The organism is Dermacoccus nishinomiyaensis (assembly GCF_900447535.1).
Classification (GTDB): Bacteria; Actinomycetota; Actinomycetes; order Actinomycetales; family Dermatophilaceae; genus Dermacoccus; species Dermacoccus nishinomiyaensis.
The window spans coordinates 2,364,539-2,384,325 of record NZ_UFXX01000001.1; the positions used below are offsets into that span (position 1 = coordinate 2,364,539).

General features: G+C 71.1%; 17 protein-coding genes. 11 read left to right on the forward strand and 6 right to left on the reverse strand.

The genetic code is table 11. The features are described from left to right. The first annotated feature begins 100 nt into the window (after positions 1–100). Both DYE07_RS11030 and DYE07_RS11035 read left to right on the forward strand, forming a co-directional pair. Positions 101–1,108 carry a thermonuclease family protein gene (locus DYE07_RS11030; RefSeq protein WP_235006302.1) on the forward strand — a complete coding sequence of 336 codons (1,008 nt, stop codon included), beginning with the start codon at positions 101–103 and terminating at the stop codon, positions 1,106–1,108. A 166-nt stretch (positions 1,109–1,274) separates the two neighbouring features. Next, entirely contained in the window at positions 1,275–2,126 is an 852-nt protein-coding gene (locus DYE07_RS11035; protein WP_074040247.1) for a thioesterase family protein, read from the forward strand. Positions 2,127–2,147: 21 nt separating this feature from the next. On the opposite strand, the gene DYE07_RS11040 is transcribed toward DYE07_RS11035, so the two are convergent. The 3 genes from DYE07_RS11040 to DYE07_RS11050 form a co-directional block, all read right to left on the reverse strand. Next, a complete protein-coding gene (locus tag DYE07_RS11040; RefSeq protein WP_115296982.1) occupies positions 2,148–2,537 on the reverse strand; it encodes a chorismate mutase in 390 nt (129 codons plus the stop codon). 34 nt (positions 2,538–2,571) lie between these two features. Continuing rightward, entirely contained in the window at positions 2,572–4,860 is a 2,289-nt protein-coding gene (locus tag DYE07_RS11045; protein ID WP_115297147.1) for a HelD family protein, read from the reverse strand. A gap of 110 nt (positions 4,861–4,970) precedes the next feature. Then, positions 4,971–6,149: a response regulator transcription factor gene (locus tag DYE07_RS11050; RefSeq protein ID WP_172462994.1), complete on the reverse strand. Its 1,179-nt coding sequence runs from the start codon at positions 6,147–6,149 to the stop codon at positions 4,971–4,973. A gap of 270 nt (positions 6,150–6,419) precedes the next feature. Between DYE07_RS11050 and purD the strand changes: the two genes are divergently transcribed. The 6 genes from purD to purL all read left to right on the forward strand — a co-directional run bounded on the left by purD (position 6,420) and on the right by purL (position 12,497). Beyond that, complete coding sequence (purD, locus tag DYE07_RS11055) at positions 6,420–7,721, forward strand: phosphoribosylamine--glycine ligase (RefSeq protein WP_115296984.1); 1,302 nt, start codon at positions 6,420–6,422, stop codon at positions 7,719–7,721. Continuing rightward, positions 7,718–8,611 (forward strand): phosphoribosylaminoimidazolesuccinocarboxamide synthase, encoded by an 894-nt coding sequence (locus DYE07_RS11060; protein WP_074045687.1) that lies wholly within the window; start codon positions 7,718–7,720, stop codon positions 8,609–8,611. Before purD ends, DYE07_RS11060 begins: the two co-directional genes overlap by 4 nt. Continuing rightward, positions 8,608–9,087 carry a DUF429 domain-containing protein gene (locus tag DYE07_RS11065; RefSeq protein WP_115296985.1) on the forward strand — a complete coding sequence of 160 codons (480 nt, stop codon included), beginning with the start codon at positions 8,608–8,610 and terminating at the stop codon, positions 9,085–9,087. The genes DYE07_RS11060 and DYE07_RS11065 overlap by 4 nt, the downstream gene beginning before the upstream one ends. Before the next feature lie 125 nt (positions 9,088–9,212). Beyond that, the gene (gene purS / locus DYE07_RS11070; protein WP_006945329.1) at positions 9,213–9,470 is read left to right on the forward strand and encodes a phosphoribosylformylglycinamidine synthase subunit PurS; all 258 of its coding nucleotides are present in this window, start codon (positions 9,213–9,215) and stop codon (positions 9,468–9,470) included. Continuing rightward, a complete protein-coding gene (gene purQ / locus DYE07_RS11075; RefSeq protein ID WP_006945326.1) occupies positions 9,467–10,138 on the forward strand; it encodes a phosphoribosylformylglycinamidine synthase subunit PurQ in 672 nt (223 codons plus the stop codon). Before purS ends, purQ begins: the two co-directional genes overlap by 4 nt. A gap of 13 nt (positions 10,139–10,151) precedes the next feature. Beyond that, complete coding sequence (purL, locus tag DYE07_RS11080) at positions 10,152–12,497, forward strand: phosphoribosylformylglycinamidine synthase subunit PurL (protein WP_115296986.1); 2,346 nt, start codon at positions 10,152–10,154, stop codon at positions 12,495–12,497. A 217-nt stretch (positions 12,498–12,714) separates the two neighbouring features. On the opposite strand, the gene DYE07_RS11085 is transcribed toward purL, so the two are convergent. Further along, positions 12,715–13,584, reverse strand: coding sequence for an Fpg/Nei family DNA glycosylase (locus tag DYE07_RS11085; protein WP_115296987.1), 870 nt, complete (start codon positions 13,582–13,584; stop codon positions 12,715–12,717). A gap of 49 nt (positions 13,585–13,633) precedes the next feature. Continuing rightward, entirely contained in the window at positions 13,634–14,494 is an 861-nt protein-coding gene (locus DYE07_RS11090) for a spermidine synthase (RefSeq protein ID WP_115296988.1), read from the reverse strand. Positions 14,495–14,640: 146 nt separating this feature from the next. Between DYE07_RS11090 and DYE07_RS11095 the strand changes: the two genes are divergently transcribed. Next, on the forward strand, positions 14,641–15,009 hold the full coding sequence (locus DYE07_RS11095; protein WP_115297148.1) for a sterol carrier family protein: 369 nt from the start codon (positions 14,641–14,643) through the stop codon (positions 15,007–15,009). A gap of 265 nt (positions 15,010–15,274) precedes the next feature. Here DYE07_RS11095 and DYE07_RS11100 read toward each other — a convergent pair whose 3' ends face one another. Next, the gene (locus DYE07_RS11100; RefSeq protein WP_115296989.1) at positions 15,275–17,542 is read right to left on the reverse strand and encodes a sunset domain-containing protein; all 2,268 of its coding nucleotides are present in this window, start codon (positions 17,540–17,542) and stop codon (positions 15,275–15,277) included. Positions 17,543–17,663: 121 nt separating this feature from the next. Here DYE07_RS11100 and DYE07_RS11105 point away from each other — a divergent pair, with 121 nt between their 5' ends. Beyond that, entirely contained in the window at positions 17,664–18,032 is a 369-nt protein-coding gene (locus DYE07_RS11105) for a hypothetical protein (protein ID WP_115296990.1), read from the forward strand. Positions 18,033–18,113: 81 nt separating this feature from the next. Next, entirely contained in the window at positions 18,114–19,736 is a 1,623-nt protein-coding gene (gene purF / locus DYE07_RS11110) for an amidophosphoribosyltransferase (protein ID WP_115297149.1), read from the forward strand. The last annotated feature ends 51 nt before the right edge of the window (positions 19,737–19,787 follow it).

The window sequence follows — 19,787 nt, forward strand, 5'->3', positions numbered from 1 at the left end:
GGGCGGGGCCGGTGATCGGGTCAGCCAACGCCGGAGTGACGGGCTTCTGCGCCCCGATCGGGCCGCGTTGTCGGTGTCGACGTCTACGCTGACGCGCGTGATGACGATGACGACGATCCGCGGAGCCGTGACGAGCCTGGGCGCGGCTGCGCTCCTCGCGGGCACCGCGGCCTGCGGCACCTCGTCGGACGCATCGCACTCGGCGACGAGCGCGTCGCCCACGGCGTCCTCGTCGAACGGCACGCAGCCGGCGCCCTCGGCGTCGGGCTCGTCGCGCGCGTCAGCGTCAGGGCCCACGCCTGCCGACAGTGGCTCGACATCGACGAAGCCGGCGTCCGACGCCACGTCGAGCTCCGCGAAGGGCGGCGACACGCACGGGCAGGGCGCCGGGACGGGTCCGGGAGCGGCGTACGACGTCGTCAGCGTCATCGACGGCGACACCATCGCCGTCCGTATCGACGGAAAGCGCGAGAAGATCCGCATCATCGGCCTCGACACCCCCGAGACGCGCAAGCCGAACACGCCCGTGCAGTGCTTCGGCAAGGAGGCGAGCAGTCACATGCAGTCGCTCGTGCAGAGCAAGCAGGTGCAGCTCGCGGCGGACTCGTCGCAGGGCGATCGCGACAAGTACGGCCGCCTGCTGCGTCACGTCTTCGTCGGCGGGACGACGAACGTCGCGCTCGCGCAGATCGAGGGTGGCTATGGGCGCGAGTACACGTACGACGGGCCGTACCAGCACCGCCTCGAATATCTCGCGGCGCAGAACCAGGCGAAGAACGCCCACCGCGGAACGTGGGGCCCGCCGTGCAACGGTTTTCACCAGGATGACGCAGGCTCGAGCGCTGCTGCGTCGACGTCAGCTGCGCCGGCACCCTCGACGCCCGTCGCGTCGGCGGTGCCAGCCGCTCCATCGTCGCCGGCCGGTGCCGGCTCGAGCGGCGGAGCGTGCGCGATCAAGGGCAACATCAACTCGAAGGGCGCCAAGATCGCGCACGCGCCCGGTTCGGCGACGTACGACAAGACCGTCATCACGCCGAGCAAGGGGGAGCGCATGTTCTGCTCCGCGGCCGAGGCCATCGCCGCAGGGTGGCGCATGGCGAACGACTGACCTGACCGCAGCGCACCACGTCGGCCTGGTGGCCGCCCTGCTCGACGCCGGCCGATGCAGGCGCGCGCCATGGGTGGGAAGGGCCCGGCCACGCCCCGCCACCCCCTGGATTACTCGCCGGTATGACTCAGCCCACACAAGGCCGATCGACTCCTACGATGGCGTCATGAGCGACACCACCACCTCGAACACGCCGGGCGAACAGAACCAGCACGACATCGACGTCTTACTCACCGCCGCCGCGCGGCAGGGCGCCGTCACGATTCCGGCGGGCTGGGGGCAGGGTCGGGCGACGTTCGGTGGCGTCGTCGCAGGCGCCCTCGTCGCCCGCGTGCTCGGTGAGCTGGCCGCGGATCCGACGTCGCTGCGTTCGCTCACCGTCAACTTCGTCGCACCGGCCTCCGCCGGCACGGCCGAGGTGCGCGTCGAGGTGCTGCGTCAGGGCAAGTCGGCGACGCAGGTCGAGGCGCGCCTCGTGCAGCCGGACGATTCCGGCGAGAGCACCGTCCGCGCCATCGCCCTGCTGACGTTCGGTGCGCAACGCGACTCGAAGGTGGCGCTCGATCCGACCTTCGACGCAGTCACGCGCCCGGCGTTCGAGATGCTCGAGGCCATTCCGTACATCGAGCCGTTCACGCCCGAGTTCATCGCACGCGTCGACCTGCGCCCGGCCAGCGGGGTGCTGCCGTTCTCCGCAGCGACTGACGGTGACCTCACCGGCTACATGCGATTCCGCGAGCTGACGGACGACTTCAGCGTCGCGCACCTCGTCACGCTCATCGACGCGTGGCCGCCGGCAGCGGGGCAGATGCTGCACTCGCCGGCCCCGATGTCGACGATGACGTGGACACTCGAGTTCACCGCGCCCGTCTCGTCCGACCCGGTGACGACGTGGTGGTACGACGTCACGACGGACGCCGCCCACGACGGCTACGCCCACTCGGGGGCGCGCATCTACGACCCCGCGAGCGGCGCCCTCGTCGCCATCAGTCGTCAGACGGTGGCGTTGTTCGGCTGACGTACACGCGAACCAACGACGTCAGGACGCGTCGGACGCCGCCTGCAGGTGGTGGTGGATGACCTCGTCGATGACGAATCGGAGGAACTTCTCGCTGAACTCGGGGTCGAGGCCCGATTCGGCGGCGAGGCCGCGCAAGCGGGCGACCTGACGCTCCTCGCGCGACGGGTCGGCGGGCGGCAGCTCGTGCGTCGCCTTGTACTCGCCGACGGCCTGCGTGATGCGGAAGCGTTCGGCGAGCATGTGGATGATCGCCGCGTCGATGTTGTCGATGCTGCGTCGGTACGCGCCCAGCACCGCGTCGGACGTGCCCGCGACCGAGCCGTGCAGACCGCCGTCGCCCGCGGTCGCGCTCGCGCCGCCGTCGGGGCCGTCGCTCGCCGGCAGCGCGGCGTCAGGGGTGTGGGTCATGTCGTCCTCGCTCCGTCGTCACTCGTGTCTCGCGTCAGCGCACGTCGAGCACAGTCATGCGGTGCGCCGCACGAGTCAGCACAACATAGAGAACGCGCGCGCCGCCAGGTGACTCGGCGGTGATCTCATCGGGGTCGACGACGAGCGTCGCGTCGTACTCGAGGCCCTTCGTCGACATCGGGTCGATGACGACGACGCGGCCCGCTGCGCCGTCGAGCTCAGCCAGCGCCTGCCGCCACGCCGCGGGCGCGATGACGGCGACGCTGCCGTCGACCTGCTCGAGCAGGTCGCTGACGGCTTCGCGGGCGCGGGCGATGACGTCGTCTCGGCTCACGTCGATCGAGACGGGGTGAATGCCGGTCTCGCGCACGGCTTCGGGGATGTCGGCGTCGGGCACGTAGCGTCGGATGAGGTCGGCCGCGAAGTCGAAGATCTCGCGCGCGTTGCGGTAGTTCGTCGTCATGTGGAAGCTCTGACGCTTCTTCGTCCCGAAGGCCTCCTCGCGTGCCTCGGCGGCTTCGTCGAGGTCGGGCCACGACGCCTGCGCGAGGTCGCCGACGACGGTCCACGACGCGAACTTTCCGCGCCGACCGACGGCGCGCCACTGCATCGGCGACAGGTCCTGCGCCTCGTCGACGAGGACGTGACTGTATTCCTCGGCGCGCGTGAGGCGCCCGGCGAGCAGGCGCTCGCGGGCGTCGGCGGGCGTCACCTCGAAGCCGACCTCGCCGCCCTGACGGCGCGATCCGGTCACCTCGACCTCGTGGACGCCGTACTCGGTGAGGTTGTCGAACTCCTCGATCTCGTAGAAACCACGCTCCTCGCGGGCGGCCTCGGGCACCTCGGCGAGGCGGGCGAGCAGGTCGTCGACGAGCGCAACGTCGGCCACGGACCACTCGCCGCGCTCGACCGCGACGGCGATCGACGCGACGAGTTCCGCCTGCTCACCAATGCTCAGCACGCCGCGTGCATAGCGCGCGAGCCGGTCGGCGTCACCGAGCCACAGCAGCACGTGACGCGGGTCGATCGGGCGCCACCAGTCGGCGACGAACGCCTCGACGTCGCGCGAATCCTCGAAGCGGTCGACGAACTCGGGGCGCTCCAGGTTCGTGTGCTCGCGCACCTGCAGCCACGCCGCGGCCGCGAGGGCCTCGACGACGTCGGCGGGGTTGCCGGCGAGCTTGTTGTGCTGGTGGTGGCTGAGCAGGCTCGCGCGGATGCGGCGCAGCTCGCGCTCATCGAGGTGGACGGCGAGGCCCGCGACCATCGTGCGCAGGCTCGTCGCCGCGTCGGGCGCGACGTCCTTCGCGGCGCGCGAGAGCACCTTTCGGATGCGCAGCCCACCCTTGACGGCGGCCGCGGCCGGCGCGTCGAGGCGCGTCGCCGTCAGCCCGCCGACGAGGTCGCCGAGCGCGCGCAGCGCCACCGAATCCTCGCCGAGCGACGGCAGGACGCGCTCGATGTACGCGGTGTAGGCGGCCGACGGGCCGACGACGAGGATGCCGCCCGACTCGAATCGGCGCCGATCCGAGTAGAGCAGGTAGGCCGCGCGGTGCAGCGCGACGACGGTCTTGCCCGTGCCCGGCCCACCCGTGATGAGGGTGACGCCGCGCGCGTCGGCGCGGATCGCCTCGTCCTGGTGGCGCTGGATCGTCGCCACGATGTCGCGCATCCGCGCCCCGCGCGAGCGCGTCAGGGCGGCCATGAGCGCGCCGTCACCGACGACCGTCATGCCCTCCGGCGCCTCCACCGTCATGAGGTCGTCCTCGACGCCGAGGACGCGAGCGTCACGGCAGCGCAGCACGCGGCGGCGCACGACCTTCTCCGGGGCGACGGGCGTCGCGCGGTAGAACGGTGACGCCGCCGGCGCGCGCCAGTCGATGACGAGCGGTTCGTACTCGTCGTCACGCACGCCGAGGCGGCCGATGTAACGCACCTCTAGGTCGTCACCCGAGCCGGTGGAGACGAACCCGCCGGGGGCGTCGTTCGCGTCCGCACCCGCCGTCATCGCGTGGTCGAGGTCGAGGCGCCCGAAGACGAGGCCCTCGAACTGCTGCTCGAGTGTCGCGCGTCGCTTGCCGGCGGAGAACATGAGCGCGTCGCGCTCGAACAGGCCGGCCTTCTCCTCGTCGCGCATGTCGCCGGAGCGGCTCGCGCGCCCGCGCGCGAGGCCTTCGGATTCGACGATGCCGACGCGCTCGCCGGCCTTCGCCAGTTCGGCGTAGACGCGCTCGACGTGCGCCTGTTCGATCGCGATCTCGCGGGTGACCTCGTCGGGTAGTTCGTCGACCTGGCCGGCCGGACGTCCCTCAACCGTGCTCACGCAGTGCTTCCCCTCGCCGTGCTGGCTCACCGCGCCGCCCGCGGATGACCCTCTACCTTAGAGCGTTCGTCGGCCCGCACGGCGCGTCGGGGTTCATGTCGCGACAGGGCTCACAACCAGCCGCGTCGGGCGGCCAGCACCCCGGCCTGAAACCGTGTCTGGGCGTTGAGGCGATCCATGACGCTGCGGACGCGCCGATCGAACGTGCGCTGGCTGACGCCGACGCGACGCGCCACGGTGGCGTCGGGCACTCCTGCGGCGAGCAGCGTCAGGATGAGGCGCTCCTGGTCGCTCAACGCATCCGACGTGGCAGCCTGCACACCGTCCGTGCGCTGGCGCGCCATGGACTGCGTCGACGCACGCGGATGGGTCGCGGCGAGGGGAGCGGCGAGGCGCAGCATGAGGTCGATCGTCGACGACACCGCCGCGACGAGTCCGGCGTCGTGCACGACGAGCCCCGCCACACCGCCACCGCTGACGGTCTCGATGACGGCCATCCCGTCGTCGTTGACGGCGGCGGTGAACGGAACGCCCGTCGCAAGGGTGACGCGGACGTTCGGCGTGGGTTGCAGAGAGGCGAAGTCGTCGGCGTCGAAGTCGGCGACCAGGCTCGAGTCGATGACGGTGTCGACCGTCACGAGACGTTGCGAGGCGCCGACGCGCCCGTCGCGTGAACCGGGCAGCGCGTCGAGGATGGGCGAGCGCGTCGCGATGGATCGCGTGCGCATGGCTCGCACCTCATGACGAGCGTTCGCGACGCACTGGGCGAACGCGAACGCGACCTCGCGCTCGCCGTCGAGCGCGTCGGTGCCTTCTAAAAGTCGGTTCGCGCCCGTGGCCTTCGCGGCGTTGCGGTGGGCGGCGACGAGGCCCGGCAACGCGGCGCGGATACTCGTCGCGCGTGACTCGAGCTGCCCCGCGAGGGTGGGCAGCGCTTGCTCCGGGGGCGTGACCCGCCACCCCGACGAATCCCGCTCGACCATGGCACGCGCGGTGAGGATGCGCAGGGCGACGGCGGTAGCCTCAACGGCGAATCCGGCTGCGGCGAGATCGGCCTCGTCGCACGCGCCGTGCATGAGCAGGTGGAGGTAGAGCTCGGTCGGACGGTGCTCGCCGATGAGGTCGGCGAGCGCGTTCGTCGTCGCAGCGCCCTCGGGCATCATCGCGGCGAGGTCGGCGATCGCGTCGGCGGGCGTGCCGCTGCCGGGGGCGTCGGAAGGCGCGCCGAGAGCGTCGGCGGGTGTGCCGGGCGCCCCGGAAGGTACATCGGTGGATGACTCATGGGGCATGACGGCCGCCTGTCGACGAGGGAGAAAGAAGTGGCGCTCTTGGCGAATGTTCGCCAATGACGTCATTCTGCCAAACCGTGAGCGAGCGGGTGCCCGTGGTCGTGCCATAGTGGGTCGTGCCGGCCCGTCCGGTGCGCGAAGGAGCGTGTCACCACCTCCCCCCGATGGTTCGACCCACTTCGCGCCAGGTGCGCGCCGCCCCGGGAGCATTTCCTCCCCCTGGGTTCCCGGGGCCGCGCGCGCCGCCTCTTCGCCGGTAGGGTTGCAGCCATGAAGGCTTTGGTCGTCGGAACGGGCGCGCGCGAGCACGCCATCGTCAAGGGGCTCGCAGCGGATCCGCAGGTCGACAGCATCGTCGCCGCCCCCGGAAATCCAGGCATGGCCGCCGACGCCCAGGTGCGTGACGTCGACATCCTCGACGGTGACGCCGTCGCCGAACTGGCGCAGGAGATCAGGGCCGACCTCGTCGTCATCGGGCCCGAGGCGCCGCTCGTCGCCGGGGTGGCGGACGCGGTGCGCGCAGCCGGAATCGACACGTTCGGCCCGTCCGCCGAAGCCGCCCGACTCGAGGGGTCGAAAGCGTTCGCGAAGGACGTCATGGCGGCCGCCGGCGTCCCGACCGCCGGCGCGCACGCGTGCACGAACATGACGCAGGTCGCCGCGGCCCTCGATGCGACCGGCGCCCCGTACGTCGTCAAGGACGACGGGCTCGCGGCCGGCAAGGGTGTCGTCGTGACGAACGACCGCCACGAGGCGCTCGCGCACGCCCGGGCCTGTCTCGACGCCGGGTCGAGCCTCGTCATCGAAGAATTTCTCGACGGCCCCGAGGTGTCGCTGTTCTGCATCAGCGACGGTGCGACGGTCGTTCCGCTCGAGCCGGCGCAGGATTTCAAGCGCGCGCATGATGACGATGCGGGTCCGAACACCGGTGGCATGGGCGCGTACTCGCCGCTCGACTGGGCGCCGGCGGGGCTCGTCGACGATGTCGTGAAGCGAGTCGCGCAGCCGACGATCGACGAGATGGCGCGCCGCGGCACGCCGTTCGCGGGCGTGCTGTACGTCGGGCTGGCGCTGACGTCGGAGGGCCCGAAGGTCGTCGAGTTCAACGCGCGCTTCGGCGACCCGGAGACGCAGGTCGTCCTCGCGCGTCTGCGCACGCCGCTCGGCGGTCTGCTGCGCGCTGCCGCACGGGGTGAGCTCGCTGACTTCGGGCCGCTCGAATGGAGCGATGACGCAGCCGTCACCGTCGTCGTCGCGAGCGAGGGTTACCCCGCAAAGCCGGTGACGGGTGCGCGCATCGACGGCCTCGACGAGGTGAACGGCGACGGCACCGCGGCGGGTGACGGTGCGTACGTCCTGCATGCGGGGACGAAGCTGGGCAGCGGCGGCGGAATCGTCTCGTCCGGTGGGCGTGTGCTGTCGGTCGTCGGGCGGGGTGCGGATCTCGCCGCCGCCCGTGAGGTGGCGTACGCGGGCGTCGAGCGCATCACGTTGCCCGGCAGTCATCACCGCACCGACATCGCGCTCAAGGCACTCGAGGGTGAGATCACCGTCGAAGGAGAGCAGGCATGAGCGAGACACTCGACCTTCCTGGGTACGCGCACGTCTACTCCGGCAAGGTGCGCGACCTGTACGCGCCGCTCGACGCGGACGGCAAGGCTCGCGACGACCAGGTGCTGCTCGTCGCGAGCGACCGCATCTCGGCGTTCGACTTCATCCTCTCGACACCCATCCCCGACAAGGGCAAGGTGCTGACGCAGCTGTCGCTGTGGTGGTTCGAGCAGATGGCAGACCTCGTGCCCAACCACGTCGTCTCGACGGACGTGCCCGACGCCGTCGCGGGCCGTGCGGTGCTCGTCGAACGGCTCGACATGGTGCCGCTCGAAGCCATCGCCCGCGCATACCTGACTGGCGGCGGGCTCGCCGAGTACCGTGCCACCGGTGCGGTGTGTGGGGTGGCCCTGCCGGACGGCTTGGTCGATGCCTCGAAGCTCGAGACGCCGATCTTCACGCCGACGTCGAAGGCGGAGATCGGGGATCACGACGAGTCGATGACGTTCGACGAGGCCGTCGTGCTCGTCGGGCGGGAGCGCGCGGATGAGATCCGTGACCTCACCGTGCGAATCCTCGCGCGTGGCAACGAGATCGCCGCCGAGCGGGGCATCCTCATCGCCGACACGAAGGTCGAGTTCGGCGTGCGCGCCGACGGCACGCTCGTGCTCGCCGACGAGCTGCTGACGCCCGACTCGTCGCGTTTCTGGCCGGCCGCGTCGTGGCAGCCGGGGCGCGCACAGGATTCGTACGACAAGCAGTTCGTGCGCGACTGGCTGACGTCCCCGGCCTCTGGTTGGGACAAGTCGTCGGGCGAGCAGCCGCCGGCATTGCCCGACGACATCGTCGCCGCCACGCGCGCCAAGTACATCGAGGCCTACGAAGCACTGACGGGCCGCACGTTCGCGTGACGGGTCGCAGGGCGGCAGGCGAGCCCGAGGTTCAGCGACCGGCCCACGGCATCAGTATCGGTGTCGATCTGGCTGCCGCCCCGGTCAACACCGCTGCGGTGGAGTTGGGTTGGGAGGGGGACCGCGCGACGATCGTCGACGTCTGGGGCGAGGGTCGTGAGTGCGTCAGCGACGCGGTGCTCGTCAGCCTCCTCGATCGCAGTGACGCCGAGATCGGCGTCGACTGCCCGTTCGGCTGGCCTCAGGAGTTCGTCGAACTCGTGGGTGATCAGGGTGGTGGGGAACCGGGCGGGTCCGAGGTGCGGGAAGCGTCCTACGCGACGCCGGACGAGCGCCAGCGCTTGGTCTATCGGGCGACGGATCTCGACGTCATCGAGGTGACGAAGCGCCACGGCTCGAGCGCTGATCCGGCGCGGCCGGCCGTCAGGCCGCTCAGTGTCTCGGCCGATCGCATCGCCCACGTGTGCGCACCGTGACGCGGCCCGTCCAGAGGGCTGGATCCACCTGCCGCTGCGCACGACGTGAGCGGGAATGGGGCGTTGTCGGTGGCGCCCGCCTAGACTCAGGGTGCTGGACACACCGCCTCTCACAGGGAGAACCCATGGGCCACGTCGTCGTCGACGTCATGCTGAAGTCCGAGATCCTCGACCCGCAGGGTCAGGCCGTCGCCGGTGCGCTGCCGCGCCTCGGTTTCGAGCAGTTCACCGACGTGCGTCAGGGCAAGCGTTTCGTCCTCACCGTCGACGGTGATGTGACGGACGCGCACCTCGCTGCGGCGCGTGAGGCGGCCGACAAGCTGCTGAGCAACCCCGTGATCGAGGACGTCGTCAGCGTGCACGACCTGAAGGACGAGCAGTGAAGATCGGCGTCATCACCTTCCCCGGTTCGCTCGACGATCACGACGCGAAGCGCGCCGTCCGCCTCGCCGGGGGAGACCCCGTCGACCTGTGGCACGGTGACGCCGACCTCAAGGGCGTCGACGCCGTCGTCGTGCCGGGCGGTTTCAGCTACGGCGACTACCTGCGCTGCGGCGCCATCGCGCGGTTCGCGCCTGTCATGGACGAGCTGATCCCTGCGGCGCAGGGCGGCATGCCCGTGCTCGGCATCTGCAACGGCTTCCAGATCCTGTGCGAATCGCATCTGTTGCCCGGCGCGCTCATTCGCAACGACCACCAGAAGTTCCTGTGCAAGGACCAGGTGCTGCGTGTCGAGAACACCTCCACCGCGTGGACGAACGCTTTCACGGCCGATCAGGAGATCACCATCGCGCTGAAGAACGGGGAGGGCTGCTTCGTCGCAGATGACGCGACGCTCGACCGCCTCGAGGGCGAGGGCCAGGTCGTCTTCCGCTACCTGCAGGGCAACCCGAACGGCTCGTACCGCGACATCGCCGGCGTCACGAACGAACGCGGCAACGTCGTCGGCCTCATGCCGCACCCCGAGCACTGCGTCGAGGAGGGCTTCGGCCCCTCGACCGACGGGCTCGCCTTCTTCACGTCCGCCATCACGGCGCTCGCGAGCGTCTGAGGAGACAGCACTGATGACTGAGATGAACACGAGCCCGGAGCCGGGCCAGCTCGCCGCTGCCGAAGAGGGCTTCAGCGCCGAAAGCCAGATCATCGCCGCGCCGAAGACGGACGGTCTCGACACGGTGAGCAAGGCCGAGGCGACGCCCGACGTCGAGCAGCCGTGGGCCGAACTCGGCCTCAAGGACGACGAGTACGCGCGCATCCGCGAGATCCTCGGGCGCCGCCCGACGAGCGCCGAACTCGCGATGTACTCCGTCATGTGGAGCGAGCACTGCTCGTACAAGTCGTCGAAGACGCACCTGCGCCGCTTCGGCGACCTGCCGAGCGAGACGCCGCGCGGCAAGCAGCTCGCCGGCATCGGCGAGAACGCCGGCGTCATCGACATCGGTCAGGGCTGGGCCGTCACCTTCAAGGTCGAGAGCCACAACCACCCGAGCTACATCGAGCCCTACCAGGGCGCCGCGACCGGCGTCGGCGGCATCGTCCGCGACATCATGGCGATGGGTGCGCGCCCGATCGCCGTCATGGATCCGCTGCGCTTCGGCGCGCTCGACCACCCCGACACCGCGCGTGTCCTGCCCGGCGTCGTCGCCGGCATCGGCGGCTACGGCAACTGCCTCGGCCTGCCGAACATCGGTGGCGAGGTCGTGTTCGACGACTGCTACCAGGGCAACCCGCTCGTCAACGCGCTGTGCGTCGGCAAGCTGCGCCACGAGGATCTGCACCTCGCCAAGGCCGCAGGCCAGGGCAACAAGGTCGTGCTGTTCGGCGCCAAGACGGGTGGCGACGGCATCGGCGGTGTCTCCGTGCTCGCCTCCGAGACGTTCGACTCCGAAGGGCCGACGAAGCGACCGGCCGTCCAGGTCGGCGACCCCTTCGCCGAGAAGGTCCTCATCGAGTGCTGCCTCGACCTGTACGCCGCGGGCGTCGTCGAGGGCATCCAGGATCTCGGGGGCGCCGGATTGTCCTGCGCGACATCCGAACTCGCCTCCGCCGGTGACGGCGGCATGCACATCGAACTCGACCGCGTGCCGCTGCGCGACAGCTCGCTGCGCGCCGAGGAGATCCTCATGTCCGAGTCGCAGGAGCGCATGATGGCCGTCGTCACGCCCGACAAGCTCGACGCGTTCATGGCGATCGCCGAGAAGTGGGACGTCGAGGCCGTCGTCCTCGGCGAGGTCACCGACGGTGAGAACCTCGTCATCACCTGGCATGGCGACGTCGTCGTCGACGTGCCGCCGCGCTCCGTCGCGCACGACGGGCCGGTCTACGAGCGCCCGCTCGCGCGACCCGAGTACCTCGACGCGATGCAGGACGACGTGTCGTCGCTGCTGCGCCGACCGGCGTCGGGCCACGAGCTGCGCGCGCAGCTGCTGCAGGTGCTGGGTTCGCCGAACATCGCCGACAAGTCGTGGATCACCGACCAGTACGACCGCTACGTCATGGGCAACACGGCGCTCGCCATGCCTGACGACGCGGGCGTCGTGCGCGTCGACGAGGGCACCGGGCTCGGCGTCGCGCTCTCGACGGACTGCAACGGCCGTTTCGCGAAGCTCGACCCGTTCATCGGCGCGCAGCACGCCGTCGCGGAGGCGTACCGCAACGTCGCGGCCGCCGGCGCGACGCCGCTCGCCGTCTCCGACTGCCTCAACTTCGGCTCGCCCGAGGACGCGGGCGTCATGTGGCAGTTCAGCCAGGCCGTCGACGGCATCATCGAGGCGTGCCGCGCGTTCGGCACTCCCGTGACGGGCGGCAACGTGTCGTTCTACAACCAGACGGGTGACGTCGCGATCCACCCGACGCCCGTCGTCGCCGTCCTCGGCGTGCTCGACGACGTCAGCAAGCGCACGCCGTCGGCGTGGAAGGATGCGGGCCTCGCGCTCTACGTGCTCGGCGAGACGCGGGACGAGCTCGACGGCTCCGAATGGGCCGGCGTCGTGCACAGCCACCTCGGGGGCCTGCCGCCGATGGTGCACCTCGAGAACGAGAAGGCGCTCGCGTCGGTGCTCATCGACGGTGCCCGTGACGGCCTGCTCGCCGCGGCTCACGACCTGTCGTCCGGCGGTCTCGCGGTCGCGTTGGCTGAAGGCGTCATGCGTCATGGTGTCGGTGCGTCGGTGTCGTTCACCGACAACGCGTTCGTGTCGCTGTTCTCCGAGTCGGCCGGTCGCGCCCTCGTCGCGGTGGCACCGGAGCACGTCGAGGCGTTCGAGGCGCTCGCGTCGAAGGCCGGTGTAGCCGCAGCGAAGATCGGCGAGACGGGTGGCGGCGCGCTCGCCGTCGGCGACCTGTTCTCGATCCCGGTCGCCGAGCTCTCCGAGACGCACCAGGTGCCGCTGCGAAAGATCTTCGGCTGACGGCCTGCGCATCGCTGACGGTTGGTGCGCGCTCGTTCGAGAGGCCCATTCCTGGAACCAGGAATGGGCCTCTCGACGTGTTCACGAGGTGCGGGTCCAGGCGTGTGCCCCATCTCGGCTCGGCTGCTCGGATTGGGGCTGAAACTCTGCCATGCCAGATTGCGGCTCTCAACCGGCGAGTCGGGGTCCGAAACTCTGCCATGCGGGATTGCGGCCCTCACGGGTTGGGCGTGCGACGGCGGTGACGCGGCTGGCAGCGCGGGCACCAGAACAGGTTGCGGCCCGCGAACTCCTCGTGTGCCACGGGCGTGCCGCAGACGAGGCACGGTTGCCCCGCGCGTCGATAGACGTAGACCTCGCCGCCGTGCTTGTCGACGCGCGGATCACGCCCCATGGTCTCGGGCGAGTGTTCGTCGCGGACGGTGTCGATGCGGCCGTCGCGTACCCCGAGCGGCATGAGCGCGACGAGGTCCGCCCAGATCGCGTCGAACTCGGTGCGGCGCAAGAACTTCCCCGGCATCTTCGGGTCGAGGCCGTGGCGGAAGAGCACCTCGGCTCGGTAGATGTTGCCGACGCCGTTGAACACCTTCTGGTCCATGAGCAGCGCAGCGATCGGCGTCGACGTGTGGCGGATCCGCACCCACGCGACGTCAGGGTCGGCGTCCACGCGCAACGGGTCGGGCCCGAGCTTGCCGACGATCGCCGCCACCTCGTCCGGCGTCTTGAGCGCGCAGACGTTGGGGCCACGCAGATCCATGACCACACTGCCGCGCGCATCACCGTCGTCGGACGATGCTCCGAGACGCCACCGGATGGCGCCGGTGATCGGCGCCTCGCCGGGCTCGACACCGTACGTCCAGAAGAACTTTCCGAGCAGACCGAGGTGGATGTTGACGCGCTCGTCGAGCCCTTCGAACGCGACGAGCATGTGCTTGCCGTAGGCCTCGGCGTGATCGAAGGCACGGCCGTCGATGCGCGCTGAGCTTTCGGCGAATCGGCCCTGGGGAGAGGACGATTTGATGATTCGCCCAGCGAAGTTGTCGTTCATCATCCCCGCGATGCGGTGCGTGACGTGGCCCTCGGGCATCGTTCTCCTTCGTCGTGGCGGTGCAGCCGATCGTGTCACGCTCGCAGCGTCAGCGCACTCGCCACGCACCGAGCTGCGGCGGGACGGGGGAGCGTGCCGCGTCGTTGTCGGTGAAAGGGGCGGCCGCCCGCAACATCCGTGCCAGCTCGGCGCCGCGCCGGACGCCCGTCGGCAGGGGCGCACGAGCGGCGGCGCGGGTGACGGCGTCGAGGTCGAGGGCGCTGGAGTCGGCCGACGCGGCCAGCACGACGTTGCCGAAGCGCTTGCCCTTGAGCACCTCGTGCGCCCCGACGATGACGGCGTGTGGCAGCACGGCGGTGAACGTCGCGGCGGCGCGTGAGTTCCACGCGAACCCTGGCTCGTCGGCGAGATTGGCGATGAACACGCCACCCGGCTTGAGCACACGCGCGACGTCGGCCGCGAACGTCGGGCTGACGAGCTCGGCCGGCACGCGTCCGTCGGCGAATGCGTCGAGGACGATGACGTCGGCCGAGTCGTCCTTGAGAGCTACGACGCCCGAGGCGCCGTCAGCCGGCCGTACCCGGATGCGATGCGCGCGGGGCAGCGGCAGTTCGCGACGGACGGCGTCGGTGAGGCGGACGTCGGGCTCGAGGACGATCTGCGGCGAACCGGGGCGGGTCGCCTCGACGTAGCGTGCCAGCGTCAGCCCTGCGCCGCCGACGTGCGTGACGCCGAGCAGGGACGGCGCGGGCGGCGTCAGCGCGTCGAGCACGAGCGCGAAGTGCTGGACGTACTCGAACTCCAGCAGCGTCGGATCGTCCGGGTGGACGTGCGACTGTGGGTGCCCGTCGCGCATGACGGTGACGCCGCCGCGCTCGTCGGTGATGAACTCGAATGGGTCGCCGGCGGCGGTCTCAGGGGCAGTCGTGGGGATGCGTCGGCGAGCCATGCGACCAATGTAGGCGGTGCGAATGTGGACGAAGATCGCCGATGGGGACAGGAATCGCGAAGGTGGACAGGAATCGCCGATGTGTCCGTGGTTCGCCGATGGGAACGAGAATCGCGGAAGGAGAAGGCGCCCCTAGGATGGGGCGCATGCCACCTCGTCGCCGCATCGCGCCAGAAGCGGGTCGCGCCGCCGTCCTCGACTGGGCCGCGAACCCCGCTGACACGGCACGACCCACCACCGCCCTCGCCGTGCGCTACACGCTCGAAGAGCTCGGTATCCAGGTGCCCGGCCGCACCGTCGAGGTGCGCGTGCCGCCGTTCGGCGCCGTCCAGTGCATCGAGGGCCCGGTCCACACGCGCGGCACGCCCCCGAACGTCATCGAGACCGACGCCGTCACCTGGCTCGAACTCGCCACCGGCCGCCTGACGTGGGACGCCGCCCGCGCCGAGGGGCGCCTGCGCACGTCGGGGCAGCGCGCCGACGTCTCGGCCCAACTGCCGCTCGTCCCAGCCTGACGGGACTCGCAACGTTGCCGGGCCGGCCAGCAGCGCCGGCCGCGGAGGTGGCCGGGGCCCCGCCCCGCCCGGGAGACAAAACGGAGCCTGGAGGATGGCGGGTAACTCACAGGTCGGCGGGCAGTTACCTGCCGACGTGTGAGCTACTCGCCATCGGGAGCGTGTGCGGACGCGCGGAGGGTGCCGAAGGGCTCGGTCAGGCGGCCGAGGACGGCGATGGCCGCCCACCTTCGAGGTGAGCGGCCATCGTCAGGAGCTGAGTCGATCAGCGCTGGGCGGGGTCCCAGTGGCGGAACATCGCGGCCTTGGCGGCGTCCACGCTCGTGAACCACACCTCGGCCTCGGTCTGCTCGTAGCTCGGGCTGTCGGGCGTGTGGAACAGCATCGTGTCCGCGTTGCCCTTGATCGTGTACGCCGGCGACGGCGCCGAACCATCCTCGTTCGGCTCGGCCGAGCCAGGACCGAACGGACCGTCAGCCACCTCGGCAGCCGAGACCTCAGCCGCCGTGGGAGCAGCCTGCAACGGCGAACCGGCGCCCTGCGGCGACTGCCCCGACTCGCTCGATGAAGCCGTGTCGTGAGCCAGCTCGTCGGACGTGAAGTCCTGCAGTGGCTGAGCGGCGTCGTCGGTGCGGACGTCGGCCTCGACCGCCGTCTGCGAGGCGCTCGCGGCATCTTCGGACGCCGGCGGCTGCGCCAGCGTCGTCGTGGCGGCGTTCGACGCAGCGCCCGTCGTCGACGTGGACGGGTCGGCGACGGGCTCGCTCACACCGACACCGGCCGACTCCGCAGGCGCTGCGGCCGCGTCGGTCGTCGACGTGGACGGGTCGGCGACGGGCTCGCTCACACCGACACCGGCCGACTCCGCAGGCGCTGCGGCCGCGCCGGTCGTCGCCGGAGCGAACTGGTCAAGCTGGTCCAGCGGAAGCGGCTCGGTGCCCCAGTCGTCGCCGCCCGAGGGCTTCGGCGCAGCAGGGGTCGTGGCGGGTGCCGACGCGGCGGCGTCCTGCGCTCCCGAGCCCGCGTGCTTGGACTGCGTCTGCGTCGCGGTCGAGTCGGCTTCCGCGGAACGGTCCGACGCGTCGGTCGCCGTGTCGTCCGACGAGCGGCCCGACGCCATCGCGGCAGCGGCGGCCGCCCCTCCCGCGACACCGGCCGCAACCGCAGCACCGGACGTGCCGTGGTCGGTGGTGTCAGCGGCCTGTTCGGACGGGCGTGTGGCGGCGTCAGTCGTCGTGTCGTTCGTGCTCGTCGACGCGGCCTGAGTCGACGTCGAGTCCGCCGCCGGGGTGGATGCTGCTTCGGCAGCGGCCTTCTCGCCGTCAGCTTCGGGAGCAGCCGGGGTGCTCGGGGTCGAGTCAGCAGCGGTGGACGCGGCCGCAGGGGCAGCCTTCTCGTCCGTCGCTGCGGGCGCTGCCGGGGCGAGCGAGTCGAGCTGGTCGAGCGGCAGCGGCTCCGTTCCCCAGTCATCGCCACCCGACGACGCCGGTGCGGGTGTCGGGGCCGCGGCAGGTTGGCTCGTCGCCGTGTCCTGGGCCGGCGCGGGGGTCTCGGCCTGGGCCGGATCGCTTGCCGGGGCAGCTGCCTGCGGCTGCGCAGCGGGGGCGGGAGCGGAGTCGTCGAGAGCCGGGGGAGCAGCGTCCCAGTCGTCGCCACCGGAGGCGGCGGGTGCGGCTTGCGGTGCCTGGGTGGCTTCGGGTGTCTGTTGCGGCTGCGCGGCCGGAGCCGAGTCGTCGAGTGCGGGCGGCGGGGCGTCCCAGTCGTCGCCGCCGGAGGTGGCGGGTGCGGCTTGCGGTGCCTGTGTGGCTTCGGGGGTCTGCTGCGGCTGGGCGGCCGGAGCCGAGTCGTCGAGTGCGGGCGGCGGGGCGTCCCAGTCGTCACCACCGGACGCGGCAGGCGCAGCGGCGGCAGGGGCGGAGTCGTCCAGAGCGGGGGCGGGGGCGTCCCAGTCGTCGCTGCCGGATGCGGCGGGCGCGGCGGGCGCAGCCTGAGCCGGCGCGGCCGGGGCAGCGGTCGCGTCGAGAGCCGGAGCGGGGGCATCCCAGTCGTCGCCACTCGATGCGGCGGGCGCGGCGGGCGTCTCAGGAGCAGGAGCCGGGGCGGCATCCCAGTCGTCGGCCGCTGCCGCCGCAGCGCCACCGGCAGACGCCGCAGCACCGGCCGCGGCAGCCTTCTGGCCGTTGGACGGCGCGTTCTTCGGCGCGGGAGCCTCCGCCTTCGCGGGCGCGTCCTGGGCGGCCGGCTGCTGCTTGGCCGTCTCGTTCTTCGGTGCGCCGGTCTTCACCTCGTCGGCCGTCTTCGCGGCACCCTTCGCAGGCTTCTCCTCGAGTTCGGAGGTGGCCGCGGCCTTCGCGTCAGGCGTCTCGACGCTCTCGTCGACGGAGTCGTCACGGCCGATCTTGTTCTTGCCGTTCACTCCGTGGATGCCGACCGAACCCGGGCGCTTCGGCGCGCCCTTCTTCGGGTCGCGCATGAGCAGGTAGGCGATCAGAGCCAACAGCAGGATGACGTTTTCGAGGATGAACCACTTCACGGTCGCGTCCCATCAGTCGTACGAGCACACATTTCTGTGGCCACCCTACCGCCGAGTCACTTGCGCCGGGCCGGGATTTACCGCGTCGTGATGCGCCCGCGGGCGTTGCTACCGTGGTGGGGTGAGCACGCCTGAACCCCGCACCGAAACCGCCGAGCGCGACGAGAGCCGCCACGACACCCGTGACGACGCCCGCCCGGCGTCCGAGGCCCCACGCCCGGCACATGACGAGGCGCGCGCCGACGAACGTCCGGCCATGAACCGCGACGGCGTGCCCCTCGCTCGCGTGCGTCGTGCCCCCCGCGTCATGCCGTTCCTGCTGACGGGCGCCGTCATCGGAGCCCTCGCGGGCCTCTTCGTCTCCCTCGACGGCGGTGACGGCGGCAACTACACGGCGTCGTCGTCGACCGGTTATCTCGTCGTCCTGTTCGGTGCCCTCGGCACGCTGCTCGGCGGCCTCGCGTTCGTCGTCGCCGACCGTCGTTCCTGACGCCCGTACGTGTCCTGCGCCCCGGCGCCCGGCTGCTCGCACGATGCACGCTGCGGCTCAGGTCGTGAAAGACTGATGTCTGTGGCACGCGGCGACGGTAAACTCTCACACGACATCCTTCCCGGCGAGAAGGGCCCCCAGGACGCATGTGGCGTCTTCGGGGTCTGGGCGCCGGGTGAAGAGGTCGCGAAACTCACCTACTACGGCCTGTACGCGCTGCAGCACCGCGGCCAGGAGTCGGCAGGTATCGCGACGAGCGACGGCAAGAGCCTGCTCGTCTACAAGGACATGGGCCTCGTCTCCCAGGTGTTCGACGAGACAAGCCTCGCCTCCCTGCGCGGCCACCTCGCGATCGGCCACTGCCGGTACTCGACGACGGGTGGTTCCACCTGGGAGAACGCGCAACCGACGCTCGGTGACACCGAGGCGGGCACGGTGGCGCTCGCGCACAACGGCAACCTCATCAACTCCGCCGAGCTGCGCGAGAAGCTCGAGGAGATCCACGGCGAGCTCGGCAACACGCTCGGCGAGCTGCGTCGCGGCAACACCACCGACACCGCGCTCGTGACGGCGCTGCTCGGCGCTCAGTTCGACACGAGCCTCGAGAAGACGGCCCTCGCCCTGCTGCCTCACCTGCGGGGCGCGTTCTGCTTCGTCTTCATGGACGAGAACACGCTCTACGCCGCGCGTGACCCGCAGGGCATCCGCCCGCTCGTCATCGGCCGCCTGGAGCGCGGTTGGGTCGTGGCGAGCGAGACGGCGGCGCTCGACATCGTCGGCGCCAGCTACGTGCGCGAGGTCGCGCCGGGCGAGATGATCGCCATCGACGCGGACGGTCTGCGCTCGACGACGTTCGCCGAGCCCGAGCCGAAGGGCTGCGTCTTTGAGTACGTCTACCTCGCCCGTCCCGACACGACGATCGCCGGCCGCGAGGTCTACGAGAGCCGCGTCGAGATGGGCCGTCAGCTCGCGCGTGAGTTCCCCGTCGACGCTGACATGGTCATGCCGACGCCGGAATCCGGGACGCCCGCCGCGATCGGGTACGCCGAGGAGTCCGGGATTCCGTACGGCATGGGCCTGGTGAAAAACGCCTACGTCGGGCGGACGTTCATCGCGCCGAGCCAGACGATCCGCCAGCTCGGCATCCGCCTCAAGCTCAATCCGCTCAAGCCCGTCATCAAGGGCAAGCGCCTCGTCGTCATCGACGACTCGATCGTGCGCGGCAACACCCAGCGCGCCCTCGTGCGGATGCTGCGCGAGGCCGGCGCGGCCGAGGTGCACGTGCGCATCTCGAGCCCGCCCGTGCGCTGGCCGTGCTTCTACGGCATCGACTTCGCGACGCGCGCCGAACTCATCGCCAACGGCCTTGTCGTCGACGAGATCGCAACGTCTCTCGGTGCCGACTCGCTCGGTTACATCAGCGAGGACGGCATGATCGCCGCCACCGGGCAGCCGCGCGAGAACGTGTGCACCGCATGCTTCACGGGCCGTTACCCCGTCGAGCTGCCCGCTGAGGATCGCCTCGGCAAGGGCCTGCTCGAGCTGCAGCTGCCTGTCGAGTTCGGCGGCGTCGATCCGACGACGGTCGGCACGGCCGACCTCGGCCAGGACGAGTCGATCGACCTCGCCCGCACCAACCCCGACGGCGTCTCGCCCGCCGGGGGCGCCGCCGTCAGCCCGGCCCGTCGCCACACGTCGAACTGACCGACGCCTCTCGATCCTCCCGCGCCGCCGCAGCCCTGACGGCGGCGCCGC

Coding starts and splice junctions, on each gene's coding strand:
- DYE07_RS11095 (WP_115297148.1), top strand. CDS start 14,641: ATGCCACCTCGTCGCCGCATCGCGCCAGAAGCGGGTCGCGCCGCCGTC.
- DYE07_RS11090 (WP_115296988.1), bottom strand. CDS start 14,494: ATGGCTCGCCGACGCATCCCCACGACTGCCCCTGAGACCGCCGCCGGC.
- DYE07_RS11030 (WP_235006302.1), top strand. CDS start 101: ATGACGATGACGACGATCCGCGGAGCCGTGACGAGCCTGGGCGCGGCT.
- DYE07_RS11085 (WP_115296987.1), bottom strand. CDS start 13,584: ATGCCCGAGGGCCACGTCACGCACCGCATCGCGGGGATGATGAACGAC.
- DYE07_RS11060 (WP_074045687.1), top strand. CDS start 7,718: ATGAGCGAGACACTCGACCTTCCTGGGTACGCGCACGTCTACTCCGGC.
- purS (WP_006945329.1), top strand. CDS start 9,213: ATGGGCCACGTCGTCGTCGACGTCATGCTGAAGTCCGAGATCCTCGAC.
- DYE07_RS11050 (WP_172462994.1), bottom strand. CDS start 6,149: ATGCCCCATGAGTCATCCACCGATGTACCTTCCGGGGCGCCCGGCACA.
- purL (WP_115296986.1), top strand. CDS start 10,152: ATGACTGAGATGAACACGAGCCCGGAGCCGGGCCAGCTCGCCGCTGCC.
- DYE07_RS11035 (WP_074040247.1), top strand. CDS start 1,275: ATGAGCGACACCACCACCTCGAACACGCCGGGCGAACAGAACCAGCAC.
- DYE07_RS11040 (WP_115296982.1), bottom strand. CDS start 2,537: ATGACCCACACCCCTGACGCCGCGCTGCCGGCGAGCGACGGCCCCGAC.
- purD (WP_115296984.1), top strand. CDS start 6,420: ATGAAGGCTTTGGTCGTCGGAACGGGCGCGCGCGAGCACGCCATCGTC.